At 62.7% G+C, this 19,476-nt stretch carries 16 protein-coding genes; 3 read left to right on the top strand and 13 right to left on the bottom strand.

Features of this window, described 5'->3' with window-relative positions:
• Positions 1–168 precede the first annotated feature (168 nt).
• Together O0880_RS21510 and O0880_RS21505 are read right to left on the bottom strand one after the other, a co-directional pair.
• The gene (locus O0880_RS21510) at positions 169–807 is read right to left on the bottom strand and encodes an NF038129 family PEP-CTERM protein (RefSeq protein ID WP_289888675.1); all 639 of its coding nucleotides are present in this window, start codon (positions 805–807) and stop codon (positions 169–171) included.
• Positions 808–817: 10 nt separating this feature from the next.
• Entirely contained in the window at positions 818–3,814 is a 2,997-nt protein-coding gene (locus O0880_RS21505) for an ExeM/NucH family extracellular endonuclease (protein ID WP_289888674.1), read from the bottom strand.
• 466 nt (positions 3,815–4,280) lie between these two features.
• Between O0880_RS21505 and O0880_RS21500 the strand changes: the two genes are divergently transcribed.
• Positions 4,281–5,021, top strand: coding sequence for a PEP-CTERM sorting domain-containing protein (locus O0880_RS21500; protein ID WP_289888673.1), 741 nt, complete (start codon positions 4,281–4,283; stop codon positions 5,019–5,021).
• Between the two features lie 54 nt (positions 5,022–5,075).
• Here O0880_RS21500 and O0880_RS21495 read toward each other — a convergent pair whose 3' ends face one another.
• The 3 genes from O0880_RS21495 to O0880_RS21485 all read right to left on the bottom strand — a co-directional run bounded on the left by O0880_RS21495 (position 5,076) and on the right by O0880_RS21485 (position 7,465).
• Positions 5,076–6,098 carry a TIGR03790 family protein gene (locus O0880_RS21495; protein WP_289888672.1) on the bottom strand — a complete coding sequence of 341 codons (1,023 nt, stop codon included), beginning with the start codon at positions 6,096–6,098 and terminating at the stop codon, positions 5,076–5,078.
• Positions 6,099–6,253: 155 nt separating this feature from the next.
• Positions 6,254–6,832: an FxDxF family PEP-CTERM protein gene (locus O0880_RS21490; RefSeq protein ID WP_289888671.1), complete on the bottom strand. Its 579-nt coding sequence runs from the start codon at positions 6,830–6,832 to the stop codon at positions 6,254–6,256.
• A 78-nt stretch (positions 6,833–6,910) separates the two neighbouring features.
• Positions 6,911–7,465, bottom strand: a complete 555-nt coding sequence (locus O0880_RS21485; RefSeq protein ID WP_289888670.1) for an FxDxF family PEP-CTERM protein — start codon at positions 7,463–7,465, stop codon at positions 6,911–6,913.
• A gap of 214 nt (positions 7,466–7,679) precedes the next feature.
• Between O0880_RS21485 and O0880_RS21480 the strand changes: the two genes are divergently transcribed.
• Positions 7,680–8,258 carry a serine acetyltransferase gene (locus O0880_RS21480; RefSeq protein WP_289888669.1) on the top strand — a complete coding sequence of 193 codons (579 nt, stop codon included), beginning with the start codon at positions 7,680–7,682 and terminating at the stop codon, positions 8,256–8,258.
• 3 nt (positions 8,259–8,261) lie between these two features.
• On the opposite strand, the gene O0880_RS21475 is transcribed toward O0880_RS21480, so the two are convergent.
• The 8 genes from O0880_RS21475 to O0880_RS21440 form a co-directional block, all read right to left on the bottom strand.
• Positions 8,262–9,692 (bottom strand): mannose-1-phosphate guanylyltransferase/mannose-6-phosphate isomerase, encoded by a 1,431-nt coding sequence (locus tag O0880_RS21475; RefSeq protein WP_289888668.1) that lies wholly within the window; start codon positions 9,690–9,692, stop codon positions 8,262–8,264.
• Positions 9,693–9,706: 14 nt separating this feature from the next.
• Complete coding sequence (locus O0880_RS21470) at positions 9,707–10,861, bottom strand: NDP-sugar synthase (RefSeq protein ID WP_289888667.1); 1,155 nt, start codon at positions 10,859–10,861, stop codon at positions 9,707–9,709.
• 149 nt (positions 10,862–11,010) lie between these two features.
• Positions 11,011–12,120 (bottom strand): UDP-N-acetylglucosamine 2-epimerase (non-hydrolyzing), encoded by a 1,110-nt coding sequence (wecB, locus tag O0880_RS21465; protein WP_289888666.1) that lies wholly within the window; start codon positions 12,118–12,120, stop codon positions 11,011–11,013.
• Positions 12,117–13,007: a hypothetical protein gene (locus O0880_RS21460; protein ID WP_289888665.1), complete on the bottom strand. Its 891-nt coding sequence runs from the start codon at positions 13,005–13,007 to the stop codon at positions 12,117–12,119. The genes wecB and O0880_RS21460 overlap by 4 nt, the downstream gene beginning before the upstream one ends.
• 47 nt (positions 13,008–13,054) lie before the next feature.
• Positions 13,055–14,146 (bottom strand): Gfo/Idh/MocA family oxidoreductase, encoded by a 1,092-nt coding sequence (locus O0880_RS21455; RefSeq protein ID WP_289888664.1) that lies wholly within the window; start codon positions 14,144–14,146, stop codon positions 13,055–13,057.
• Between the two features lie 74 nt (positions 14,147–14,220).
• Positions 14,221–15,243, bottom strand: a complete 1,023-nt coding sequence (locus O0880_RS21450; RefSeq protein WP_289888663.1) for a DUF354 domain-containing protein — start codon at positions 15,241–15,243, stop codon at positions 14,221–14,223.
• 54 nt (positions 15,244–15,297) lie between these two features.
• Entirely contained in the window at positions 15,298–16,578 is a 1,281-nt protein-coding gene (locus O0880_RS21445) for a nucleotide sugar dehydrogenase (protein ID WP_289888662.1), read from the bottom strand.
• A 97-nt stretch (positions 16,579–16,675) separates the two neighbouring features.
• A complete protein-coding gene (locus O0880_RS21440) occupies positions 16,676–17,743 on the bottom strand; it encodes a glycosyltransferase family 4 protein (RefSeq protein ID WP_289888661.1) in 1,068 nt (355 codons plus the stop codon).
• A gap of 476 nt (positions 17,744–18,219) precedes the next feature.
• Here O0880_RS21440 and O0880_RS21435 point away from each other — a divergent pair, with 476 nt between their 5' ends.
• Positions 18,220–19,470: a hypothetical protein gene (locus tag O0880_RS21435; protein ID WP_289888660.1), complete on the top strand. Its 1,251-nt coding sequence runs from the start codon at positions 18,220–18,222 to the stop codon at positions 19,468–19,470.
• Positions 19,471–19,476: the final 6 nt, after the last annotated feature.

Raw genomic sequence — 19,476 nt, 5'->3', positions numbered from 1 at the left:
GCGGCCGTCCATGAAAAACTAGACTGCTCGACAAGTTTTTACTATGCATCAAGCGTAAAACGCTGACTAATACAATTTAGTTTCCTGATTTATAGTTTTTACAAATAAATGGCGAAAAAAAACACAGCGGGCCGAGGGCGCGCTGTGTTCAAGCTGGAAAGACGGTGCTTAGGCTGGCGTCACCGCCCGGCGCCGGCGCAAGGCGAAACCGATCAGCGCCAGGCCGCCCGTCAGCATCATCCATTCCGACGCTTCCGGCACGGCCGAGATCGACGCGATGCTCGCATACGTGCTGCCGGCTATGCTCGCTGGCAAGCCACCGTTCAGCGGCGTCAGTTCGAACTGCAGCAGGTTGCCATTCACGTTGCCCAGGTAAGACGTGGCCGTGGCGTCGAGCAAGCCCACGCCGAAGGTCGTGCCCGCATTGCCTGCCGTGTTCAGGAAGTCGCCGCCAAAGACGATATTGAAGGCGAACTTGCCGCCCAGCGTCACGTTCTGGAACCAGTCGTTGTAGGCGCCGCTATTGCCGAAGGTCAAGGTCCCCGGCGCGCTGCCGCTGACGCTGCCCTCCTGCGTTTCCAGCGCGCCAAAGGCGCCCGTGAACTGGCTCAGGGTCGCGGTCGCGCCCGGTGCGGGGCTGTTGCCGGCGATGAAGGCGAAGTCGAGGAAACCGGCGCCCGAGAACTGGCTCGTGTCGATTTCCACGTGGTAGCCGAGCGGATCGGCCAGCGCCACGCTGGAGCTGCCGGCAAGCAAGGCCGCCAGCACGGCGCGGCGCAGGGTAAGGTTGAGTGTCGATGCAAACATGATGAGGTCCTTAGAAGTTGCCGGCAAAGATGCTGGCCGAGTAATTGATCGTCACTTTCGACGGGTTAGTGAAGCTGACGGCAAACGAGGCCGTCGCGCCAGGCGCCAGGCTGGCCGCGTTGACGCTGACATACGCCGCGCCCGCATGGCTGCCCGTGGCGTTGGCCAGGGTCACGCCGGCCGGCAAGCCGCCGAACACGACCTGGAATGGCCCGTTGATGGCGGCCGTGCCCGTGTTGGTGAAGGAGAAGGTGCCCGTGTACTTTTGCGTCACGCGGTTGAAGGTCAAGCCCGAGCTGGCCTGCGCCACGCCAGCCGTGATGTCGCGGTAGGCAGGCTGCAGGTCCAGGCTGATGACGACGGGATCGTGGTCCGAGGCGCGGTACGGCAAGGCGTTGTACAAGTCTTGCGGCTTGGCCGAGTCGATGTTGTAGTCGATCACTTCCGGCTCGTCCGCATTCACATGCCATTCGGCCACGCCGGCTACTTGCGGGCTCAGCGAAGCGCTGGCCAGGGCATGGTCGAGGTAGCCGCTCTGGCCGCCGAACACGTACGAGTACGGCATGCCGGACGGCCGCACGAAGCGCTCGAGCTCATTGACGAAGCCGGCGCCCGTGATGACCTGGATCGGATCTTCCGCGCCATACGAGTTGAGGTCGCCGATGACCAGCACGTCGGCGTCGCCGGCCGCAGCGGCCACCTGCGGCACGAAGCTGCCCACCAGGCGCTGCGCTTGCTGCACGCGCGTGGCGTTCCAGCAGCTCTGGCTGTCGTTTTGATCCGCATCAAGACCGCCGCCGGACGGGCAGCTGCCCTTCGATTTCAGGTGGTTGACGATCAGCGAGAATTTCTCGCCATTGCCGGCGCGGAAGGTTTGCGCCATCGGCGGACGGTTGTTGATGGCATTCGCGTCCGACAGGGCGCCGCCCACCAGGCCCAGCTTGGCAGGCTTGTAGATCATCGCCACGCGGATGGCGTCCGTGCCCGTGGCGGCCGGCTTCGGCACCACCGCGTACGTGAGGCCGCCGATGGCCGCGTTCAGCTGCTCGACCAGGTAGGTGACGGCCGTCTCGCCATTGTTCTGGATTTCCATCAAGCCCACCACGTCCGCGTCGATGGCTTTCAGCTCGGCCACGATCTTGTCGCGCTGGCGCACGAACTCGGCCAGGTTGTCGGCGCCGCGGCAATTGCTCTTCGTGGTCGACGAACCGACGGTGCAGCCCTGCCCCGTCTGACCAAACACGTTGTTGCCATTCGTAAAGGTCGTGAAGAAGTTCAGCACGTTGGCGCTCGCCACTTTCACGTTACCTGCGGCCAATTCCGGCGCGCCGGCGCGCGGATTGTCGCGCGAGAACTGCGGCGTTTGCGTCGGCTGCAGTTTATAGGCCGCGCCGCCACCGCCGATGGCGCCAAAGTCGACCACGCCCGTCAGGTCGGATACCGTGTCGCCGCTGCGCACGGTGCCATCCTGGCCGATATACGGTATCGTCGGCGGTGCGACAAAGATGCCATCATCGAGCACGATCAGGTTGTTCGCATTGGCCGCGATCAAGGCTTGCGCCTCGGCGGAACCGGCCGGATGGCGGTTGGTCGGCACTTCGCGCCGTCCCGCCGACAGGGTCAGCTCGCCGCGCGCGCCCAGGTAGGCGTTTTGCGACACGGTCAACGGCTGCGTGAAGCGCACCAGCATGCCTTCCACGGCGCCCAAGTTGTCGTTCGGCAAAGTTACGTTCGCCGGCACGACGCTGTGGCCCGCGCTTTGCGTGAGGATGGCCGTCACGTCCTTGAATTCCGTGTAGGAATTCTTTGCGCCCGACGGCGTGTATTCGAAGACCGTACCCGTCACGCGCACCAGCTCGCCCGGCTGCACGGTGGTGGCGTTCGCACCGGTGTAGACAAAGATGCCGTCCGAAGTCGATGGATCGCCATCGCCGGCCGCATCCTGGAGGAAGAAGCCGGTGCCCACTTTCAGGGTGACGACACCCTCCGTCGTCTGCACGGAATTGGCGTACGGGCTGGTGGCGCCGCTGCCCTGGATTTGCGGAATCGTGTGGCTGACGGCCGCCAGTCCCTGCACCGCCACGTCGATCCGGCACGCGGCCGTCTGCTGCTGGTCGTTGCCGAACTGCACAACGACGGGATAGTTGCCCACCGGTACGCCCGCAGCCACCAGCAGGCTGACGCTGGCGCTCTCGCCGGCCACGCCGGCGGCGCTGAAACCGGCCAGGCTGATGCCGGCCACGGCGGGCGAAGTCAGGATGGCGGCATTGACGACGCCATCGACATCGGCGGCGCGCAGCACGGCGTTGCCGCCATTGCCTGCGGCCAGCGCCAGGCTGGCCGGGCAGCTGGTGATGATCTGGTGCACCACGGGGCCGCCGCAGACGTGGCGTTCGGATGCCGTATTGCGCGGCGTCACGCTGCCGCTGCTAAAGTCGGCGCCATTGTCGTCTGTGTCGGCGCAACCGCCATTGGCGCGCGAAATCGACAGCGTATTCGATGGCGCGGGCGCCACATTGCCTTCGTAACCGTTGGCCGTGCCGAAGCCGACCAGGTCGATGACGGCCGCACCCGTCGGGCTGGCGCCCGATTGCGCCGTCTTGCTATTGCTGAGCAGCACCTTGCCCGCCGTGCCCGACATCGCCAGGCTGCCGGTGGCGTCCGGCGTCGGCAGCGCTGCCGTTCCCCCCGCCCCCTTGGCTTGCTGGACCAGCAAATACTGGCCAGGTTGCAAGTCGATAGCCGGCAAAGCCGTCACGGCCCAGGTGGTGCCCGCGGCGGACGCGTACTGCACGCTCCAGTTGTTCACATTCACGGGACTGGCGCCGCGGTTGAAAATTTCGATGAAGTCGTTGGTATACAAGGCCCCGCTATTGCCGCCGCCGCCATATACCTGGCTGATGACGATATCGGAAGCGGCCAGGGCCGGCACGGACAGGCCGGCCAGCAAGGCGGCCATGACGGTCAGGCGCAGGGGCGCGCGCGAGGGGGAGAACGAGGTGTGCATGAGAATCCCGGTCGGTAAATAAATGGCGCCGGTCCAAGCGGGTCGGCCGGCGCACGACAATTAACAAAAGTATTTCAGACTTGTTATTTGCATATTAAACGTCCACGATGACGACTTGATGACATTTGATTAATCCGAACGGCGTAAAAACCTTGCCCATCAGCCTCTTCTGATGCCTGGTGAAACGTATTTTTTGAACAACATACGGCGCCGTGTGGCAAGTCAAAAAGACGCCGTCAGGAAAAATGTGATATATTTAAGGCAAATAAGTTTGGTTCCTGATAACAACAACCAGCTTCGCAACAACGATACCGCGACAATGAGAGCAAGCCCCAGCCTCGCTTGCCTCTTGGAATGCACATCCGGCCATGCACACAAAGGTCGCATTACCGGTAGCAACATTAATCGCATCACGAACGGACAGCGCACCAGCGCGACGCTCGGGTGCATTCTGAAGAGATACACCATGTTCAAACCAAGCAAGCAATATTCCGTTCTCTGCGCCGCCATGGCGGCAGCCCTGTTCATGTCGGCAGGGATGGCCCAGGCGCAAAGCACGGCGCCCCAGGCCAATGCGGACAGCAAGCGCTGCGAAGCGGGCAATGCGGATGGCGGCGGCAAGGGTGCCGAATTCAACCCCGACAGTTCAAGCAGCGCCTGCAGCCTGGCGAATGGTTTCGTCAACTTTGGCGCGCGCGGCAATGACGGTGTCGGCTCGACACCCGAATTTGGCGTCGGCGAGTCCGACCAGGTATTGCGCACGCCGGCCTTTTCCGGCAATAACCATCGCCTGGCCAACGCGCTGGGCCAGCCTGTCGATGCAGGCTACGCCGGCAGCGCCAGCCTGCTGAGCAGCACCGGCGAACACCATTTCGGCAGCCGCGACTTCGTGTATGCACAGGAAGAACCGGCTATCGAGGGCCGCGGCTATCACGCTGGCCGCGGCCTGCCCACCGGCGACGTGTATGAGCCATTGCTGGTCTCGTCGGGCGGCGGCATCGCGCCACCGGCCGGTGGCGGCGGCATCGGCGGCGGCGGCGCCGGCGGCGGCTTCGACCGCAGTGGCGGCGGCGCCATCGACACGGGCGGCAATGGCGTCGTGATACCGCCGATTCCTCCCGTGCCGGAACCGGAAACCTATGTGATGCTGCTGGCAGGCTTGGGACTGCTGAGCTGGATTGGCCGCCGCCGCAACGGCAAGGCATAAAAAAAATGGCTCATACGAGCCATTTTTTTCGCCTGCCGTCATGCCCGCTTGCCGTCAGCGACGGAAGCTGGCGTAGGGCGCCGCCAGGGGATCGCCGATGAACAAGCCCTGGGCGGGCCAGGCGACGCTGCCCCAGTACGCTTCGAGCGCCGTCATGCCGCTCAGGTAGCGGCGCAGCAGCACCGTGGGATTGGGGAATTTCTGCCAATAATTGCAGGGCTCGCTGACGGTGCCATAACTGGCGGTCGCGCCCGCCTCCAGCCAACGCTGGCTGCTCATCTGCGCCGTGCCCTGCAAATCGCCGCCAAACGAGGTCAGATGGTCGGCCAGGGCGCCCGGCAGGAAACGCAAGGTGTCGAGCTTGTCCACCTTCGCCATGCCCGTCTGGTACACCATGATGTCCTGTGCGCCTTCCAGCACATCGGCCTTCATGTTCTTGATCGTCAGCTTGCGCTGGCGCACCATCCCGGCAGGCGGGAAAAATGCCGCGCGGCTGTTGCGCGCGCCTTCACTCGTGTTCAGGTAATAGGCGCTGGCGGCCGGCACGGCAAAACCGCTGGCGGTGCCGCGGTCGACGACCGCCTTGGCCTCTTCGACAAAATCGATGGGCAGCAACATCGACAGACGCAGGCCCAGCTGGCTGAACGGCTGGCCCGTATTGCTGTTGAAGTAGGTGCTGGCCTTGCCGGCGCCGCAGCTCTTCGCGCACTGTCCGCCGTCATATCCCAAGGTAAAGGCCGACGTGATCGAATTGCACTCGACCGCATACGGCGCGCTCCACACCATCAGCACGGCCTGGATGCCCGGCTTCAGCTGGCCGTCGATGCGTTCCTTCAGTTGCGCGAACTGGTCCATGCTCAGCTTGCGCGGCCGGTTCGGGATATGCACATGCACGACATTGGCGGCAGGAATGGCGTGCGCCTGGCGGTAATATTCGCCCACCTCGATACTGTTCGGCTCAGCATCATTGATGACGATGGCCAATTGTGACGGCTGCAAGCCGGGCGCGGCGGCAGGTTCGGCGCCATGGGCGCTACTGGCCAGCAATGCCAGCGACAGACAGAGTGAAATACGCAATGGGGTACCGGGGCAAAAGACACGTGCGATTGATCAAAACGGCCGTTTGCCGGCCGCCAATAGTGCCAGCAATTATAGCCGCGAACATGGCCCCGGAAACGGAGCCAAAAAAAACGGAGGCCGAGGCCTCCGCTTTTCCGTTCACGCCACGGCCATCACGCCTGCTGCTTGCGGCGGCGCGCCATGAAGCCCACGAGACCCAGGCCTGCCAGCAGCATGGCATAGGTTTCCGGTTCCGGCACGGGATTGACCGACACGTTGCCGCTATAGCTGCCGCCGGCGGCCGAAGCCACGTAGCCATTGACTTCCAGGAAGTAATCGCCAGCGCCCAGGGGCGCCGCGTTGGACGACAGGACCCAGGCCTGGTCCGCCGCCGTGAAGTTCACCAGGTCCAGCGCGCCTTGCAAGACGATGCCGCCGGCGTTTTTCAGGCTGAAGCCCGTCAAGGTCAGGCCCGAGTTCAGGCTCGGCTTCAGGGAAGTGGCCAGGCCGCTGAAATCATTGCTACCAGTCAAGGTGAACAGGAACTTGTCGCTGAAGAAATTGTGCTCGGCGCCTGCCAGCTGGCCCGGCGCCAGCGTAAACGAACCGAACAGGTTGCTGCCCGAATAATCGAGCAAGTCCTGCGTCAGGTCGACGGGCGCGTGGCTGATGTCGACGGGGGCCGCTTGCGCGCCCAGGCTGCTGCCGGCCAGCATGATCGCCAGGAACAGGGATTTGAGAATTTTGTTCATACTTTTCACCAAGAAAACAGCGGCCGGCACAGGCTGGCCGCAGGATAAAAATGCGGAAAGGGAGCGATGCCGCGGTGCTCAGGCAGACTTCTGGCGGCGGCGCGCCAGGAAGCCCAGCAGGCCCAGGCCGCCCAGCAGCATGCCGTAGCTTGCCGGTTCCGGCACGGCCGACACCAGGCTGCCATTGCCGCTGAAGGTGGCACCCGCAGCCGAAACGAGGTTGCCGCTGACCTTGACGTAATAGGAACCGGCTGCCAGGTTGGCAAAGGACAAGGTCCACTTGTCATCCTTGCCCGTCAATACCTGCGCACCCTGCAGCAGGCTGTGGTTGGCGCTGTCGTACAGGCCCAGGCCCGTCAGGTTCAAGCCATTCGCCGCGCTCGTGCTGGTCGACGTCACCACCAGGTTCACATTGCTGAGCTGCGCCACGTTGAACGTGAAATGATCGTTGAAAAAGTTGTCTTTATTGCCGGATTTGAACTTGTCGCCAAAGGTCAGCGATCCGCCATTCGCCAGCGTCACGGCCGTCGGCACGGAGCTGATGTCGACGACGGCGGCCACGGCGGCCTGGGAAAACAGGGCGGCACCGGCAAATGCCACGGTGGCCACGACTGAGCAAATATGTTTCTTCATGCGACTCCACCAAACGTAATTGCAGGCAATAAGTTGCCCACGAGTATTGAATTAATTTAACCAGTGAGAATGATATCATAAAGCAATTTATTTCATTATTCTTTTTTTAATGAATAATTTCTTTATGGCATCAAATTCGGATACGTGGCATGTGCAAACATAGTAAAGATATAATCGGTGCCAACGACAACAGGATGGGAAGCATGGTGAATGCATGACAACATGGACAGCATTAAAGGCGGATACGTATCGTGTATTTGGCCGCAGCAGCTGGCGCTTGACCTTCAAGGAAATCTTGCGCAGTAGAACCTTCCGTGTCGTCGCCACCGCCCGCCTCTGCCAGGCGGTATCGCAGGCGGGCGGCCTGTGGCCCATGTTGCTGCCCTTCTGCAAGCTCGTGCATCGCTGTGCGGCCAACGGGGCGGGCGTGGATTTTCCGTGGAAGGCGCAGATCGGCGCCGGCTTTGCCCTCACCCACGGCTGGGGCATGGTCATGAGTCCGGGCGCCGTCCTCGGCCGCAATGTCACGCTGTTCCATGGCGTCACGCTGGGCCGCCGCGACCGCATTGCCAAGGATGGCCAGCGCGTGACCGGCTATCCGACCCTGGAAGACGAGGTGTGGGTCGGCCCGCACGCCATCATCACGGGCGGCATCACCATCGGGCGCGGCAGCCGCATCGGCGGTGGCGCCGTTGTCACGGAAGACATCCCGCCGTATTCCATCGTCGTAGGCAACCCGGGCAAGGTCGTCAAGAGCGGCTGCACGCCGGACGTGATGCACCGCGTGCCCTGAACCTCAGGCGCGCTGGTAGGCGTCGGCGTAGCGCACGATATCGTCTTCCCCCAGATAGCTGCCCGTCTGCACCTCGATCAGGTGCAGCGGCAGCTTGCCCGGGTTTTCCAGGCGATGCGTCATGCCGATGGGAATGTAAGTGGATTCGTTTTCCGTCAGTAATTTGACAGTCTCGCCGCAGGTGACGCGGGCCGTGCCGCGCACGACCACCCAGTGTTCGGCGCGGTGATGGTGCATCTGCAGCGACAGCTGCCCGCCGGGATTGACGACGATGCGCTTGACCTGGAAGCGCTCGCCCATGTCGATGCCTTCGTAGCTGCCCCAGGGGCGGTACACGAGGCGATGCTGGACATGCTCGGTGCGCGCATGCCGCTCGAGGTGCTCGACCACCTGCCGCACGCGCTGCACCTGGTCGCGGTGCGCGACCAGCACGGCGTCATCGGTCTCGACGACCACCAGATCGTCCACCCCGAGCACGGCCAGCATGCGGCTGCCGGCCCGTACCAGGCAATTGTGCGCGCCATCGAGATAGGCATCGCCGCGCACGACATTGCCATGCTCATCGCCGGGCAAGGCTTGCCACAGGGCCGACCAGGAACCGATATCGCTCCAGCCGATGGCGGCCGGCACGACCACCGCGCGCTGCGTGTGCTCCATCACGGCATGGTCGATCGAGACGCTGCGGCAGCGGGCAAAGGCGGCCGGCTCCAGGCGGAAAAAGTCGAGGTCGCGGCAGCCGTGCGCGACGGCCAGCTCGCAATCGGCCAGCATGGCCGGCTCCAGCGCCTGCAACTCGCCGAGGCAGGCGGCGGCGCGCATCAGGAACATGCCGCTGTTCCACAGGTAGCGCTCATCGGCGAGCAAGGCGCGGGCCGTGGGCAAGTCCGGCTTTTCCACGAAGCGCTCGACCTGCCGCCCTTGCGCCGAGCCGGGCACCGCGGTGCCGGCCAGGATATAGCCGTACCCCGTTTCGGCGGCGGTCGGCACGATGCCGAAGGTGGCCAGGGCGCCCGCGGCCGCCAGCGGCGCGGCCTGCGCGATCGCCCGGTGAAACGCGGCCACGTCGCCGATCAGGTGATCGGCCGGCAAGACCAGCATCAGGGTATCGGCATCGCGCGCCAGCAGATACTGTGCGGCGGCCGCCATGGCCGGCGCCGTGTTGCGCCCCAGCGGTTCCAGCAGGATGGCCAGCGGCGCCACGCCGATCTGGCGCAGCTGTTCTGCCACCATGAAACGGTGCTCGTTGCCGCACACCAGCAGCGGCGGCATGACCGTCAGCCCGACGGCGCCCAGGTCGCGCACGCGCAGCACGGTTTCCTGCAGCAGGGTCTGGCTCGATACCAGCGGCAACAATTGCTTGGGCAGCGCCTGGCGCGACAGCGGCCATAAACGGCTACCGGAGCCTCCCGACAAGATCACTGGATAGATGTTCATGTCGGGGCTCCTGGTTATTTGACTGCGCGTAATTCCACGGACATGTCGGCGCGCCGGCGGTTGCGCCGGTCGCGCGCATTGGCCCAGGCGTCGGGGTCATACTGCGACGCGTGCCGCATCTCGCCGGCCCGGTCGACGCTGTAATCCTTGAAGACGATCATTTCATCGAGCACCACGCCCGGCAGCACGCGCGTGTACTCGAACAGCACGCTGCGCACCACTTCGGCGCCCGCGCACACGTGGCTGCCGTGGCCGATCCAGGTCGGCCCGATGATCGTCGCGCCCGCCTCAATGCGGCTGCCCGAACCGATGTAGACGGGGCCTTCGATGCGCGTGCCGCCGCCCCAGTCGATGCTGGTATTCAAGCCAACCCACAGGCCGTCGTCGATCTGGATGCCGGGCACGTCCAGCTGGGCCACTTCGCCCATCAGCACGCTTTGCAGCACTTCCCAGTAATCCTTGACGCTGCCGATATCGATCCAGTTGTAGTCGCGTTTTTGCGCATAGAAAGGCAAGCCCTTCTCGACCAGCAGGGGGAACAGTTCCGAGCCGATGTCGAACGGCCGGTCGCTGGGGATCAGTGCCAGCACTTCCGGTTCGAAAATATAGATGCCCGTGCTGACGCAATTGGACAGCGCATCGGCTTGCGCCGGCTTTTCCTGGAAGGCGCGGATGCGGCCGTCGGCGTCGCTGACCACCACGCCATAGCTCGACACCTTGTCCCACGGCACTTCGAGCGTGATGACGGATGCCAGCGCGCCCTTGCGGCGGTGTTCGAACAGGGCCGACTTGATGTCGAGGTCGATCAAGGCATCGCCGCACAGCACGATGGTGGTTTCATCGAAAAAGTTGCCGAATTCCTGGATCTTCTTCATGCCGCCGGCAGAACCCAGCGGCTCGGGCACGACTTCGCCCGCGTCATTCGTATAGCCTTCGAAGGAATAGCCGATCTGCACGCCGAACTGGTGCCCCTCGCCGAAATATTCCTCGATTTTTTCATGCAGGTAGCTGACATTGACCATGATTTCGGTAATGCCGTAGCGGGACAGATGTTCGACCAGGTAAGCCATCACCGGCTTGCCCAGGATGGGTATCATCGGTTTCGGTAAATCATAGGTCAGGGGGCGCACGCGGGTGCCCTTGCCTGCAGCCAGTATCATTGCTTTCATCGTCGATCGCTTTCCATCGTTGTTTGGGGTGGATGCGGCGTCCGGCTGGCGTGCCGCCAGCCATCGGCCGTCTTGCGAGCGCATGGGCGGCGCTATCCGTGTCCGCCCTGTGCGCCAGTCCAGTCCTCTTTCAGCCTATCCCTTGCTGCCTATGCCAGTTCCTGGTCCAGTTGCGCCACGATGCGCTGCGCGGCCTGGCCATCCCACAGATGCGGACGGCGGCCCTGCTTGCCTTCGCCGCGCAGCACCTTGCGCGCCTCGGCCACGATGCGCAGCGGATCCGTGCCGGCCAGGACATTGCTGCCCTCGTCGACGGTGACGGGACGCTCCGTGTTGTCGCGGATGGTGATGCAGGGCACGCCCAGCGCCGTGGTTTCTTCCTGCAGGCCGCCGCTGTCGGTCAGCACCAGCGCCGCATCCTTCCACAGGTCGAGGAAGGCCATGTAGCCTTGCGGCCCCACCAGCGTGATGTTCGGTCCCAGGTCGATGCCAAACTTGTCGAGGTTGGCGCGCGTGCGTGGATGCACGGGAAAGATCAGGGGCAGGTCGGCGGCGATCTCGACCAGGGCGCCCGCCACCTTGCGCATGTCTTCGGCGCTGTCGACATTGCTCGGACGGTGCAGGGTCACCACGCCATAGCGCGCGCCCGCGCCGCTGTGCGCCGTCTTGAAGGCCGACGTTTCAAATTGCTGCGGCGCCTCGCGGCCCAGTTTTTCAGCCTGGTACAGGACGTTGTCGACCATCACGTGGCCCACGTAGTGCACGGCGGACTCCGGCTTGCCTTCGCGCCGCAAATGCTCGACGGCGCTCGGCTCCGTGACGAAGAACCAGTCCGAGATACTGTCCGTCACGAGACGGTTGATCTCTTCCGGCATGCCCATGTCGCCGCTGCGCAGGCCGGCCTCCACGTGCGCCACGGGAATGCCGAGCTTTTTCGCCGCGATCGAGCAGGCCAGCGTGGAATTGACGTCGCCCACCACCAGCACGGCGGCCGGGCGCTCGGCCTGGCACAGCTGCTCGAAGGCCAGCATGATCTTGCCCGTCTGTTCCGCATGCGAGCCGCCGCCTGCCGCCATGAAGACGTCCGGCTCGGGGATGCCCAGTTCCTCAAAAAACACGTCGTTCATCTCGCGGTCGTAGTGCTGGCCCGTATGGATGATCTTGAACGCCAGGCGCGCATGGCCTTGCAGCGCGCGCACGATGGGCGCGATCTTCATGAAATTGGGCCGCGCGCCGGCCACCAGGTAGATCGTCTTCATGATGCCTGCTCCTGCACCGCCGGCCAGTAGCGGTCCACCAGTTCGCGCGTGTTGCGGATATTGCCGCGGCTGGAGGCGCCAAAGACGATGGACTCGATGTTCGGCTGCTGGCACACCCATTCGATCGCTTCTTCGGGAGCGATGGCGCCCGAGGCGAAGACGGACATGGCGATCGCGCGGAACTTGCGGTCGCGCAAGGCGCTCTGGTAGGCGTCGAAGCCGCCGGACATGCGGAAGCCCACCTTGTTGATGTTCGAACAGACGATGGGGTTGTCGATGCCCTGCTCTTCGAGCACGTCGAGCAGCATCGGCAGATTCATCGTGATGAAGCCGGGCTCGGCGTTGTAGCGCTTGCGCACGTGGTTGGCGAAGATCGAGAAGGCGTCCTTGAAACCCAGGCCCAGCAACAGGTCGACCACCACGTTCTGCAGGAAGATCACGGGCGTATTCAGGCCGGCGAACATCTTCATTTCCGCATCCACCAGCAGGGTGATGATGCCTTCGATATCCTTGGTCGCCAAGGCCTTGCCGCCGCGCAAGGCGGCATTCAGGAAGCCTTCATCGGGCGTAAAACGCTTGAGCGCGCCCATGATGCCGTCTTCCGTGACGGCATTCGCATACTTGTGGGCATACGGCATGCAAGGCATGAATTTGAAGTCCTTGTAGCGCACCGGGTCGGCGCGCATGTGATCGCACACCTGTGCGATACGGTCATGGGTCGTGCACATGAAGGATTTCACCCCTTCATCGTAGGCATTATCGAGCACCTTGATAACGGCCTTGATATCCTGGAAGCGCATGGCCTGGGCCCGCGCTTTTTCCTCCGACATATGATTCACGCCGAAGAACTGATTATCACCAAATAACAAACGATCGAGTTGATCCATTTCCTGCTCCATTCATATTTCGTATCGAAATCCTGCTGCGCGGCATGTCAGCGGCCGAAAAAGAAACCTTTTTTCTTTTTCGGCAGTTCCGGCAAGGCATCGCCGGACAGCACGCCAGGACCTTTTTCCGCATCGGCGATCAGCATCGAAATGACGCGGTCGGTGGCCAGTGCGGAAGCGAACGAGTTGACATTGTCGTCCGCGCGCTTGTCGACGATGCAACGGACGAAATAATCGAGCTGGGCCGAGTATTCCTCGCCGCGCAGGTAAAAGTCGACCGGTTCCGTCAATTCCGTGGTGTTGCGCACGGTCCAGCCCTCGCCGTAGCCTTCCGGCGCGCCGCTGGCGTCGCGCAGGTAGACCTGGACTTCCTGGCGGTCGGCGGCGATGCGGCCGTTCTTGCCCCACACGCTGATCTTCGTCGACATCTTGCGGTAGGACTCATCGCTCCAGTTGACGGACAGCTGGGCGCTCTTGCCATCGGGGTAATACAGGGTGGAAAACACTTCATCGTCCGTGTCGGCCGAGAAAATCTTGTTCAGCACGGAACCGCCCACGCCGCGCGGCGCGCCAAAATACCAGTTCAGCAGGTTCAGCGGATGGGCCGCGTAGTCATACAGGCAGCCGCCGCCTTCCGAGCGCTGGGTACGCCAGGTGGAACCCTTCGGCTTCAGCACCACCGGGCCGTAGGCCTCGGCCAGCATATGCGTCACTTCGCCGATCACGCCCAGGTCCAGCAGGCGCTTGACTTCCTGGAAGGCGCCGACGAAGCGGTAGTGGTAGCCGACCTGGTTGACCAGGCCTTTTTCCGCCGCCAGGCGCGTCGCCTGCTCGCCTTCCTCGGTGTCGAGGCAGAACGGCTTTTCGCAAAATACGTGGATATTCTTGTTCAGCGCGGCCAGCACCATCTTGCCGTGCATGCTGGATGGCGTGGCGATGATGACGGCATCGAGTTCCAGTTCATTGAGCATGAGGTCGAAGTCCGTATAGGTCTTGACGCCCGTATATTTGCCCAGGATGTCGAGCATGTAGCCGGTGGCGTCGCAGACGGCCGCCAGCGTGACACCGGGATGTGCATTGATCATGGAGTGATGGGACAAGCCCATCTTGCCCAAGCCTACTACTGCGAGGCGTATCATATTGTCCTGTCCTTTAGCGCTGCCGGAACGATGACGGCCTGTGCCGCCTTCGTCCCGGATGTTGTTGATCAAATTTAGCCGTTGACGAGTTGCCGCTTGACCAGGTCATACGCGGCGCGGCCCTTTTCCAGCAGGCTGCGATTCGGTGGTTTCTGCGTGGCGCTGTCCAGGTAGGCCAGCGCCTGCGCAGCCGTCAGGTCGGGCCAGTGCTCGAAGGCGCCCACTTCCAGCAGGTGGCGGTCGACGTCGAGCAAGGCATCCTGGTAGACGGAAATGGTGGGGATGCCCAGCACCGCCATCTCGCGCGTCATGGTGCCGCCGGCGCCGATGAACAGGTCGCAGTCGGGCGCGATATCGGCGATGTCGAGCGCGGTGGTGACCACGCGCACGCCGGCAAACTTGGGGTCCTGGTAATGCTCGCCCTGCGCTTTTCCGCGTGGCAACAGCACGATGTCGACCCGGTCTTTCATGCCCAACAGCAATTCATCGAGAAAATTGCGGCTGCCCTTGTAATACTGGGCCGTCCAGGGTTCCGGACGGATATACACCACGGGCCGCGCGCGCCCCGTTCGCTGCTGCACCGCTTTGGCGCCGAGGCGCTGGTCGAGCTCCCACAGGTAAATGCCTTCCTTGACGCCCGGATAGTGCAGGACCTTGCGCGGATTGGCCCATTGCTTCTTCAGTTTATCCATGCCGAGAAACTCCGGCACCATGATGCTGTTGGCGAATAGAAACGCGGGAATATTGCCTACCGCATGTTCGTTGTCGTTCATGTAGATGGAACGGATGCCCATCAGGCGCGCCACCACCGGCGAATGGAAGGAGCTCTGCGAGATCGCCACGTCGATCTTCTTGCCACTCAGAAAGCGGCACAGCTGGTAGACGCGCACGGGGAAACCAAACAGCTTGGCCGACAGCTGGCCGCCATAGTGCTTGCCCACCACCGTGTACTTGAAGCCATGCAAGTCGAGCAGCTCGACCGTATTGGCCAGCGGCCGGCACGTGATCACGACCTCGTGCTCGCGTTCCAGTTCGCGGATCATGGCCCCAAACATATTGATGTGCGGCGAGTTGGTCAGTTCAAACCAGATACGCATGAATTACCCTTGCAACAATAAAAAAAATGCCGCGCCGATGCGCGGCGCCGGCCCTTACAGGCGCCAGACCTTGATGCCGGCCTCTTCCAGCGCCTGCTGGTCGAAACACGCCTTGACGTCGATGAAGCAGCCGCTCTTGATCAGCTTGCGCTGCAGCTCTTCCACGGGCAGGTCGAGCAGCTGCTGGTGCGACACGGCCGCCACGATGGCGTCGGCGCGCGGCAACTCTTCCCAGCTGAACAGGCGCACACCATACTCGTGCATCGCCTCTTCCTGTTCCGCGTATGGATCGTGCACGAACACTTCCACGCCGTAGGTCTTCAGTTCACGGATGACGTCGCCCACCTTCGAGTTGCGCAGGTCGGCGCAGTTTTCCTTGAACGTCAGCCCCAGCACATTCACGCGGGCGCCCTTGATGTAGCTGCCCGACGCGATCATGTTCTTGATGGTTTGCTCGGCGATGTACTTGCCCATGCCATCGTTGATGCGGCGCCCTGCCAGGATCACCTGCGGGTGATAGCCGAGCATTTCCGCCTTGTGCGTCAGGTAGTACGGGTCGACGCCGATGCAGTGCCCGCCCACCAGGCCCGGGGAAAACTTCAGGAAATTCCACTTGGTGCCGGCCGCCTTCAGCACTTCCGACGTATCGATGCCGATCTTGTCGAAAATGATCGCCAGCTCGTTCATCAGCGCGATATTCAGGTCGCGCTGGGTGTTTTCGATCACCTTGCACGCTTCCGCCGCCTTGATGCTGGAGCAGCGGTGCACGCCCGGCTCGACGATGGTTTCATACATGGCGGCAACGCGCTCGAGCGTCTGCGGCGTGTCGCCAGAGACAACCTTGATGACATTCGTCAACATATGCTTGCGGTCGCCCGGATTGATACGCTCGGGGGAATAGCCGACAAAGAAATCCTGCATCCACTTCAGGCCGGAAACCTCTTCCAGCACGGGGATGCACACCTCTTCGGTCGCGCCCGGATACACGGTCGACTCATACACGACGGTGGCGCCTTTTTTCAGGTACTGGCCCACCGTGCGGCTGGCGCCGATCAGGGGCGAGAAATCCGGGTTGTGGGCCTGGTCGACGGGGGTCGGCACGGCGACGATGATGATATCGGCCTCGGCCAGTATCTGCGGCTCGGACGAATACTCGGCCTGCACGGCCGCCGCCATTTGCTGGTCGCTCAGTTCGCGCGAAGGATCCGTGCCGCGCTGGCAGGACTGAACCTTCTCGACGGAAATATCAAAGCCGATGGTACGCCCCAGCTTGCCAAACTCCACGACCAGGGGCAGGCCTACGTAGCCCAGGCCAATCACTGCAATTGTTGTCATAACAAAACCTTCGAAGAAAATTCAAATATGTGCCAGGCATACACCTGGCCGTTCCGGCAGCGGTCTTACGCTTTACCGGCAAGCCGATCCAGCTGACTCATCCTTCCAGCTCCCGGTAGAGGCCGGCCAGCTGCGCCATCACCACTTCAGTGCTAAAACGCTCGGCGACGGTGGCGCGCGCCCGCTCGCCGATGCGGCGGCGCAGCGTGATATCCGTCAATAAACTGCGAAATGCCCCGGCAAGCGCCTCGACGTCGCCAGGCGGCACCAGCAAGCCATTGACCTGATCCTCGACGGCTTCGGGAATGCCGCCGACCGGCGTCACGACTATCGCCTTGCCAGTGGCCATCGCTTCCAGCATCGACATGGGCAAGCCCTCGTCGTGCGATGGCAGGGTAAAGACCGCCGCGCGGGCCAATTGCTCGTCGCGTTCCTGCGTGCCGATCCAGCCGAGAATGCTGACATGCGCGCCGATCTGCAAGCGTTCCACCGTGCGCGCGATCTCCTCGAGGTCGCCGTCGCCGCCGATCACCAGCATGACTTCAGGATACTCTTGCTTCAGCAGCGCGATGGCATCGAGCAATTCAAAGATGCCCTTGCGCTTTTCAGCACGTCCCAGAAACAGGATGCGTCCCGCCTCTTCCCGCCCCGGCTCCCGCAGCGCCGGCATGGAGACCGAATTGGCCACCACCCGCAGGCGGGCCGTCGGCGCCAGTTCACGCAGGAAACCACTCCAGCTTTCCGACAGGGTCACCACCACGGAACTGCTGGCCAGGGTACGGCGTATCCACCAGCGGGCCAGCGGCCCCGATTCGACGTTGGCAAACTGGCGAAATTCGGCGCCATGCAAATGAAAGATCGTCTTGCGGCCCAGCAGCCGCGCCGTGAGCAAGATCAATGATTTCCGGTAAAAACTGGCGCGCGAGGCGGAATGCACATGCACGATGGCCGGGCGCTGCGTCAGGCACAGCCAGGCCACCCTGCTCACCGCGCCGATGGCCGTACCCAGCTTGCGCACGGCGCTTCCCTGCGCATGCGTGGCGATATAGCGCACCGCGTTGTCTTCAAAAAAACCCTGTTGTTGCAGCACAGCGACAACGGTGGCGATGCCGCCCTTGCCGCCAGGATGGGTGCCCACCATCAGTACCTTGCATCCAGCCTTCATCCAGCCCCCAATTTTCTATCAAGCATCATGTCAAGCCCGGGCAAGCAGTCTGCCGCAGCCTGCATGTCGTGCCACAGGACGCAGATAAAAACCTGGCCTCACCGTTCCCGCGCATCGTCGCGCGCAAAACCATTGCATTTTTTCCATTCTTACATATTCCTGCGGCGCGCACGCGATACATTTTGCAACACAGCAAAATTGTTATTGTTGTGCTCATAAAGAGTGACTATTGTACAACGAAAATACTTCTTTAAAATTAACTTTTTCAATCGAATCGCGGAACGCGACATCTTGGCCTCGATACGTCAGAATGCATACAGCAGTCAAAAAAATATTGTATTATGAATAATTGTCATGTCATGCGCGGAAGAATCACGCATCCGGCATGCAGACAAGCGACACCCGACCCAAGACACGCAAGCCAGCCGCACGTGGGGACAGCGTTCCCGCGCGGCGCAAGAATAGAGAGTACAAGAATGACTTTAGCGTTGCGCTACAAATTGATCGACCTGGCACGCGGCACCGATTCGATCGGCTTGCTCAAGACGCTGCGCCACTGGCAATACGATGACCATGCCGCCATGCAGGCCAGGGAACGCCGCCAGCTCGACGACTACTTTGATGCAATGCGGCACGCCCTGCCCCTGTTCCGCGACGTCAGCCATTTTGAAGCGCTGCCCGTGCTGGACAAGCGCTTTATCAATACCCATCGCGAACAGCTGATCAATCCCCACTACAAGGGCAAGGTCGTGCGCAAGAAAACGGGCGGCTCCACGGGCGAGCCGCTCGTGTATTACACGGGCAATGAAGCCCAGTCCTATCTGTGGGCCGGCATTTTCCTTGCCTGGGAGGCGGCCGGCTACCAGCTGGGCGACAAGGTCGCCTTCCTTGCCGGCTCGTCCCTGTTTGGCACCGGCTACAAGCAGCGCATCTATTATCGTTTGCTGAATGTCAGCGTCCTGTCCGCGTTCGACATGTCGCCGGCGCGCATGGATGAATATGACGCCACCCTGAGCCAGGGCGGCTTCCGGCTGCTGTACGGCTATGCCTCGGCCGTCCACCGGCTGGCCCGGCACAGGCTGGCATCGGGCAAGCACCCGCGCCACGCGCTGCGCGGCATCGTGTGCACGGCCGAAGTGCTGACGCCGGCCATGCGGGCCGACATCGAAGCCGCCTTCGGCGTGCCCTGCTACAGCCAGTATGGCTGCAACGAGGCTGGCGTTTCCGCCTTCGAGTGCGAGCACCGCGACGGTTTTCACCTGATCTCGTCGCGTAGCCACGCGGAAATCTTGCCCGACGGACGACTGGTATCGACGGACATGGCGAATCGCGCGATGTTCCTGCCGCGCTGCGATACGGGCGACCTGGTGCGCATGTCGGGCAGGCTGTGCGCGTGCGGCCGCAGCCTGCCGCTGATCGATGAAGTCGGCGGACGGCAGAATGACATGGTGGTCGACCCGCACGGCGCGGCCGTCCACTCGGAATTTTTCACCCACCTCTTCCGTGAAGATCCGCATATCCACGCGTTTCAAGTGGTGTTCGACGAGCAGCGCCTGGAAATCAACCTGCATGGCACGGCAGATGGCAGGCAGGCGCTCGATGACGAGTATCGCCGCCGCATCGGCGCCTCGCTGGCATTTGAGCAGCTGGACTTCATCCACAACGCGCCCTTCCTGGCGCAAGCGAACGGCAAGCACCGCTTCGTGATCCGGCGCCCCGCCGCCTGAAGCAAC

Source organism: Janthinobacterium sp. SUN118 (assembly GCF_030397695.1).
Taxonomy (GTDB): Bacteria; Pseudomonadota; Gammaproteobacteria; order Burkholderiales; family Burkholderiaceae_D; genus Janthinobacterium.
Note: the sequence above shows the minus strand (reverse complement) of the source record. Positions and strands in the feature narration are given on the sequence as shown.

Excerpts from the sequence above, each read along its gene's own strand:
- O0880_RS21450 (WP_289888663.1), bottom strand. The coding sequence starts at position 15,243 with ATGCGTATCTGGTTTGAACTGACCAACTCGCCGCACATCAATATGTTT.
- O0880_RS21460 (WP_289888665.1), bottom strand. The coding sequence starts at position 13,007 with ATGGATCAACTCGATCGTTTGTTATTTGGTGATAATCAGTTCTTCGGC.
- O0880_RS21455 (WP_289888664.1), bottom strand. The coding sequence starts at position 14,146 with ATGATACGCCTCGCAGTAGTAGGCTTGGGCAAGATGGGCTTGTCCCAT.
- O0880_RS21440 (WP_289888661.1), bottom strand. The coding sequence starts at position 17,743 with ATGAAGGCTGGATGCAAGGTACTGATGGTGGGCACCCATCCTGGCGGC.
- O0880_RS21505 (WP_289888674.1), bottom strand. The coding sequence starts at position 3,814 with ATGCACACCTCGTTCTCCCCCTCGCGCGCGCCCCTGCGCCTGACCGTC.
- O0880_RS21435 (WP_289888660.1), top strand. The coding sequence starts at position 18,220 with ATGACTTTAGCGTTGCGCTACAAATTGATCGACCTGGCACGCGGCACC.
- O0880_RS21510 (WP_289888675.1), bottom strand. The coding sequence starts at position 807 with ATGTTTGCATCGACACTCAACCTTACCCTGCGCCGCGCCGTGCTGGCG.
- O0880_RS21500 (WP_289888673.1), top strand. The coding sequence starts at position 4,281 with ATGTTCAAACCAAGCAAGCAATATTCCGTTCTCTGCGCCGCCATGGCG.
- O0880_RS21490 (WP_289888671.1), bottom strand. The coding sequence starts at position 6,832 with ATGAACAAAATTCTCAAATCCCTGTTCCTGGCGATCATGCTGGCCGGC.
- O0880_RS21445 (WP_289888662.1), bottom strand. The coding sequence starts at position 16,578 with ATGACAACAATTGCAGTGATTGGCCTGGGCTACGTAGGCCTGCCCCTG.
- O0880_RS21485 (WP_289888670.1), bottom strand. The coding sequence starts at position 7,465 with ATGAAGAAACATATTTGCTCAGTCGTGGCCACCGTGGCATTTGCCGGT.
- O0880_RS21480 (WP_289888669.1), top strand. The coding sequence starts at position 7,680 with ATGACAACATGGACAGCATTAAAGGCGGATACGTATCGTGTATTTGGC.
- O0880_RS21470 (WP_289888667.1), bottom strand. The coding sequence starts at position 10,861 with ATGAAAGCAATGATACTGGCTGCAGGCAAGGGCACCCGCGTGCGCCCC.
- wecB (WP_289888666.1), bottom strand. The coding sequence starts at position 12,120 with ATGAAGACGATCTACCTGGTGGCCGGCGCGCGGCCCAATTTCATGAAG.
- O0880_RS21475 (WP_289888668.1), bottom strand. The coding sequence starts at position 9,692 with ATGAACATCTATCCAGTGATCTTGTCGGGAGGCTCCGGTAGCCGTTTA.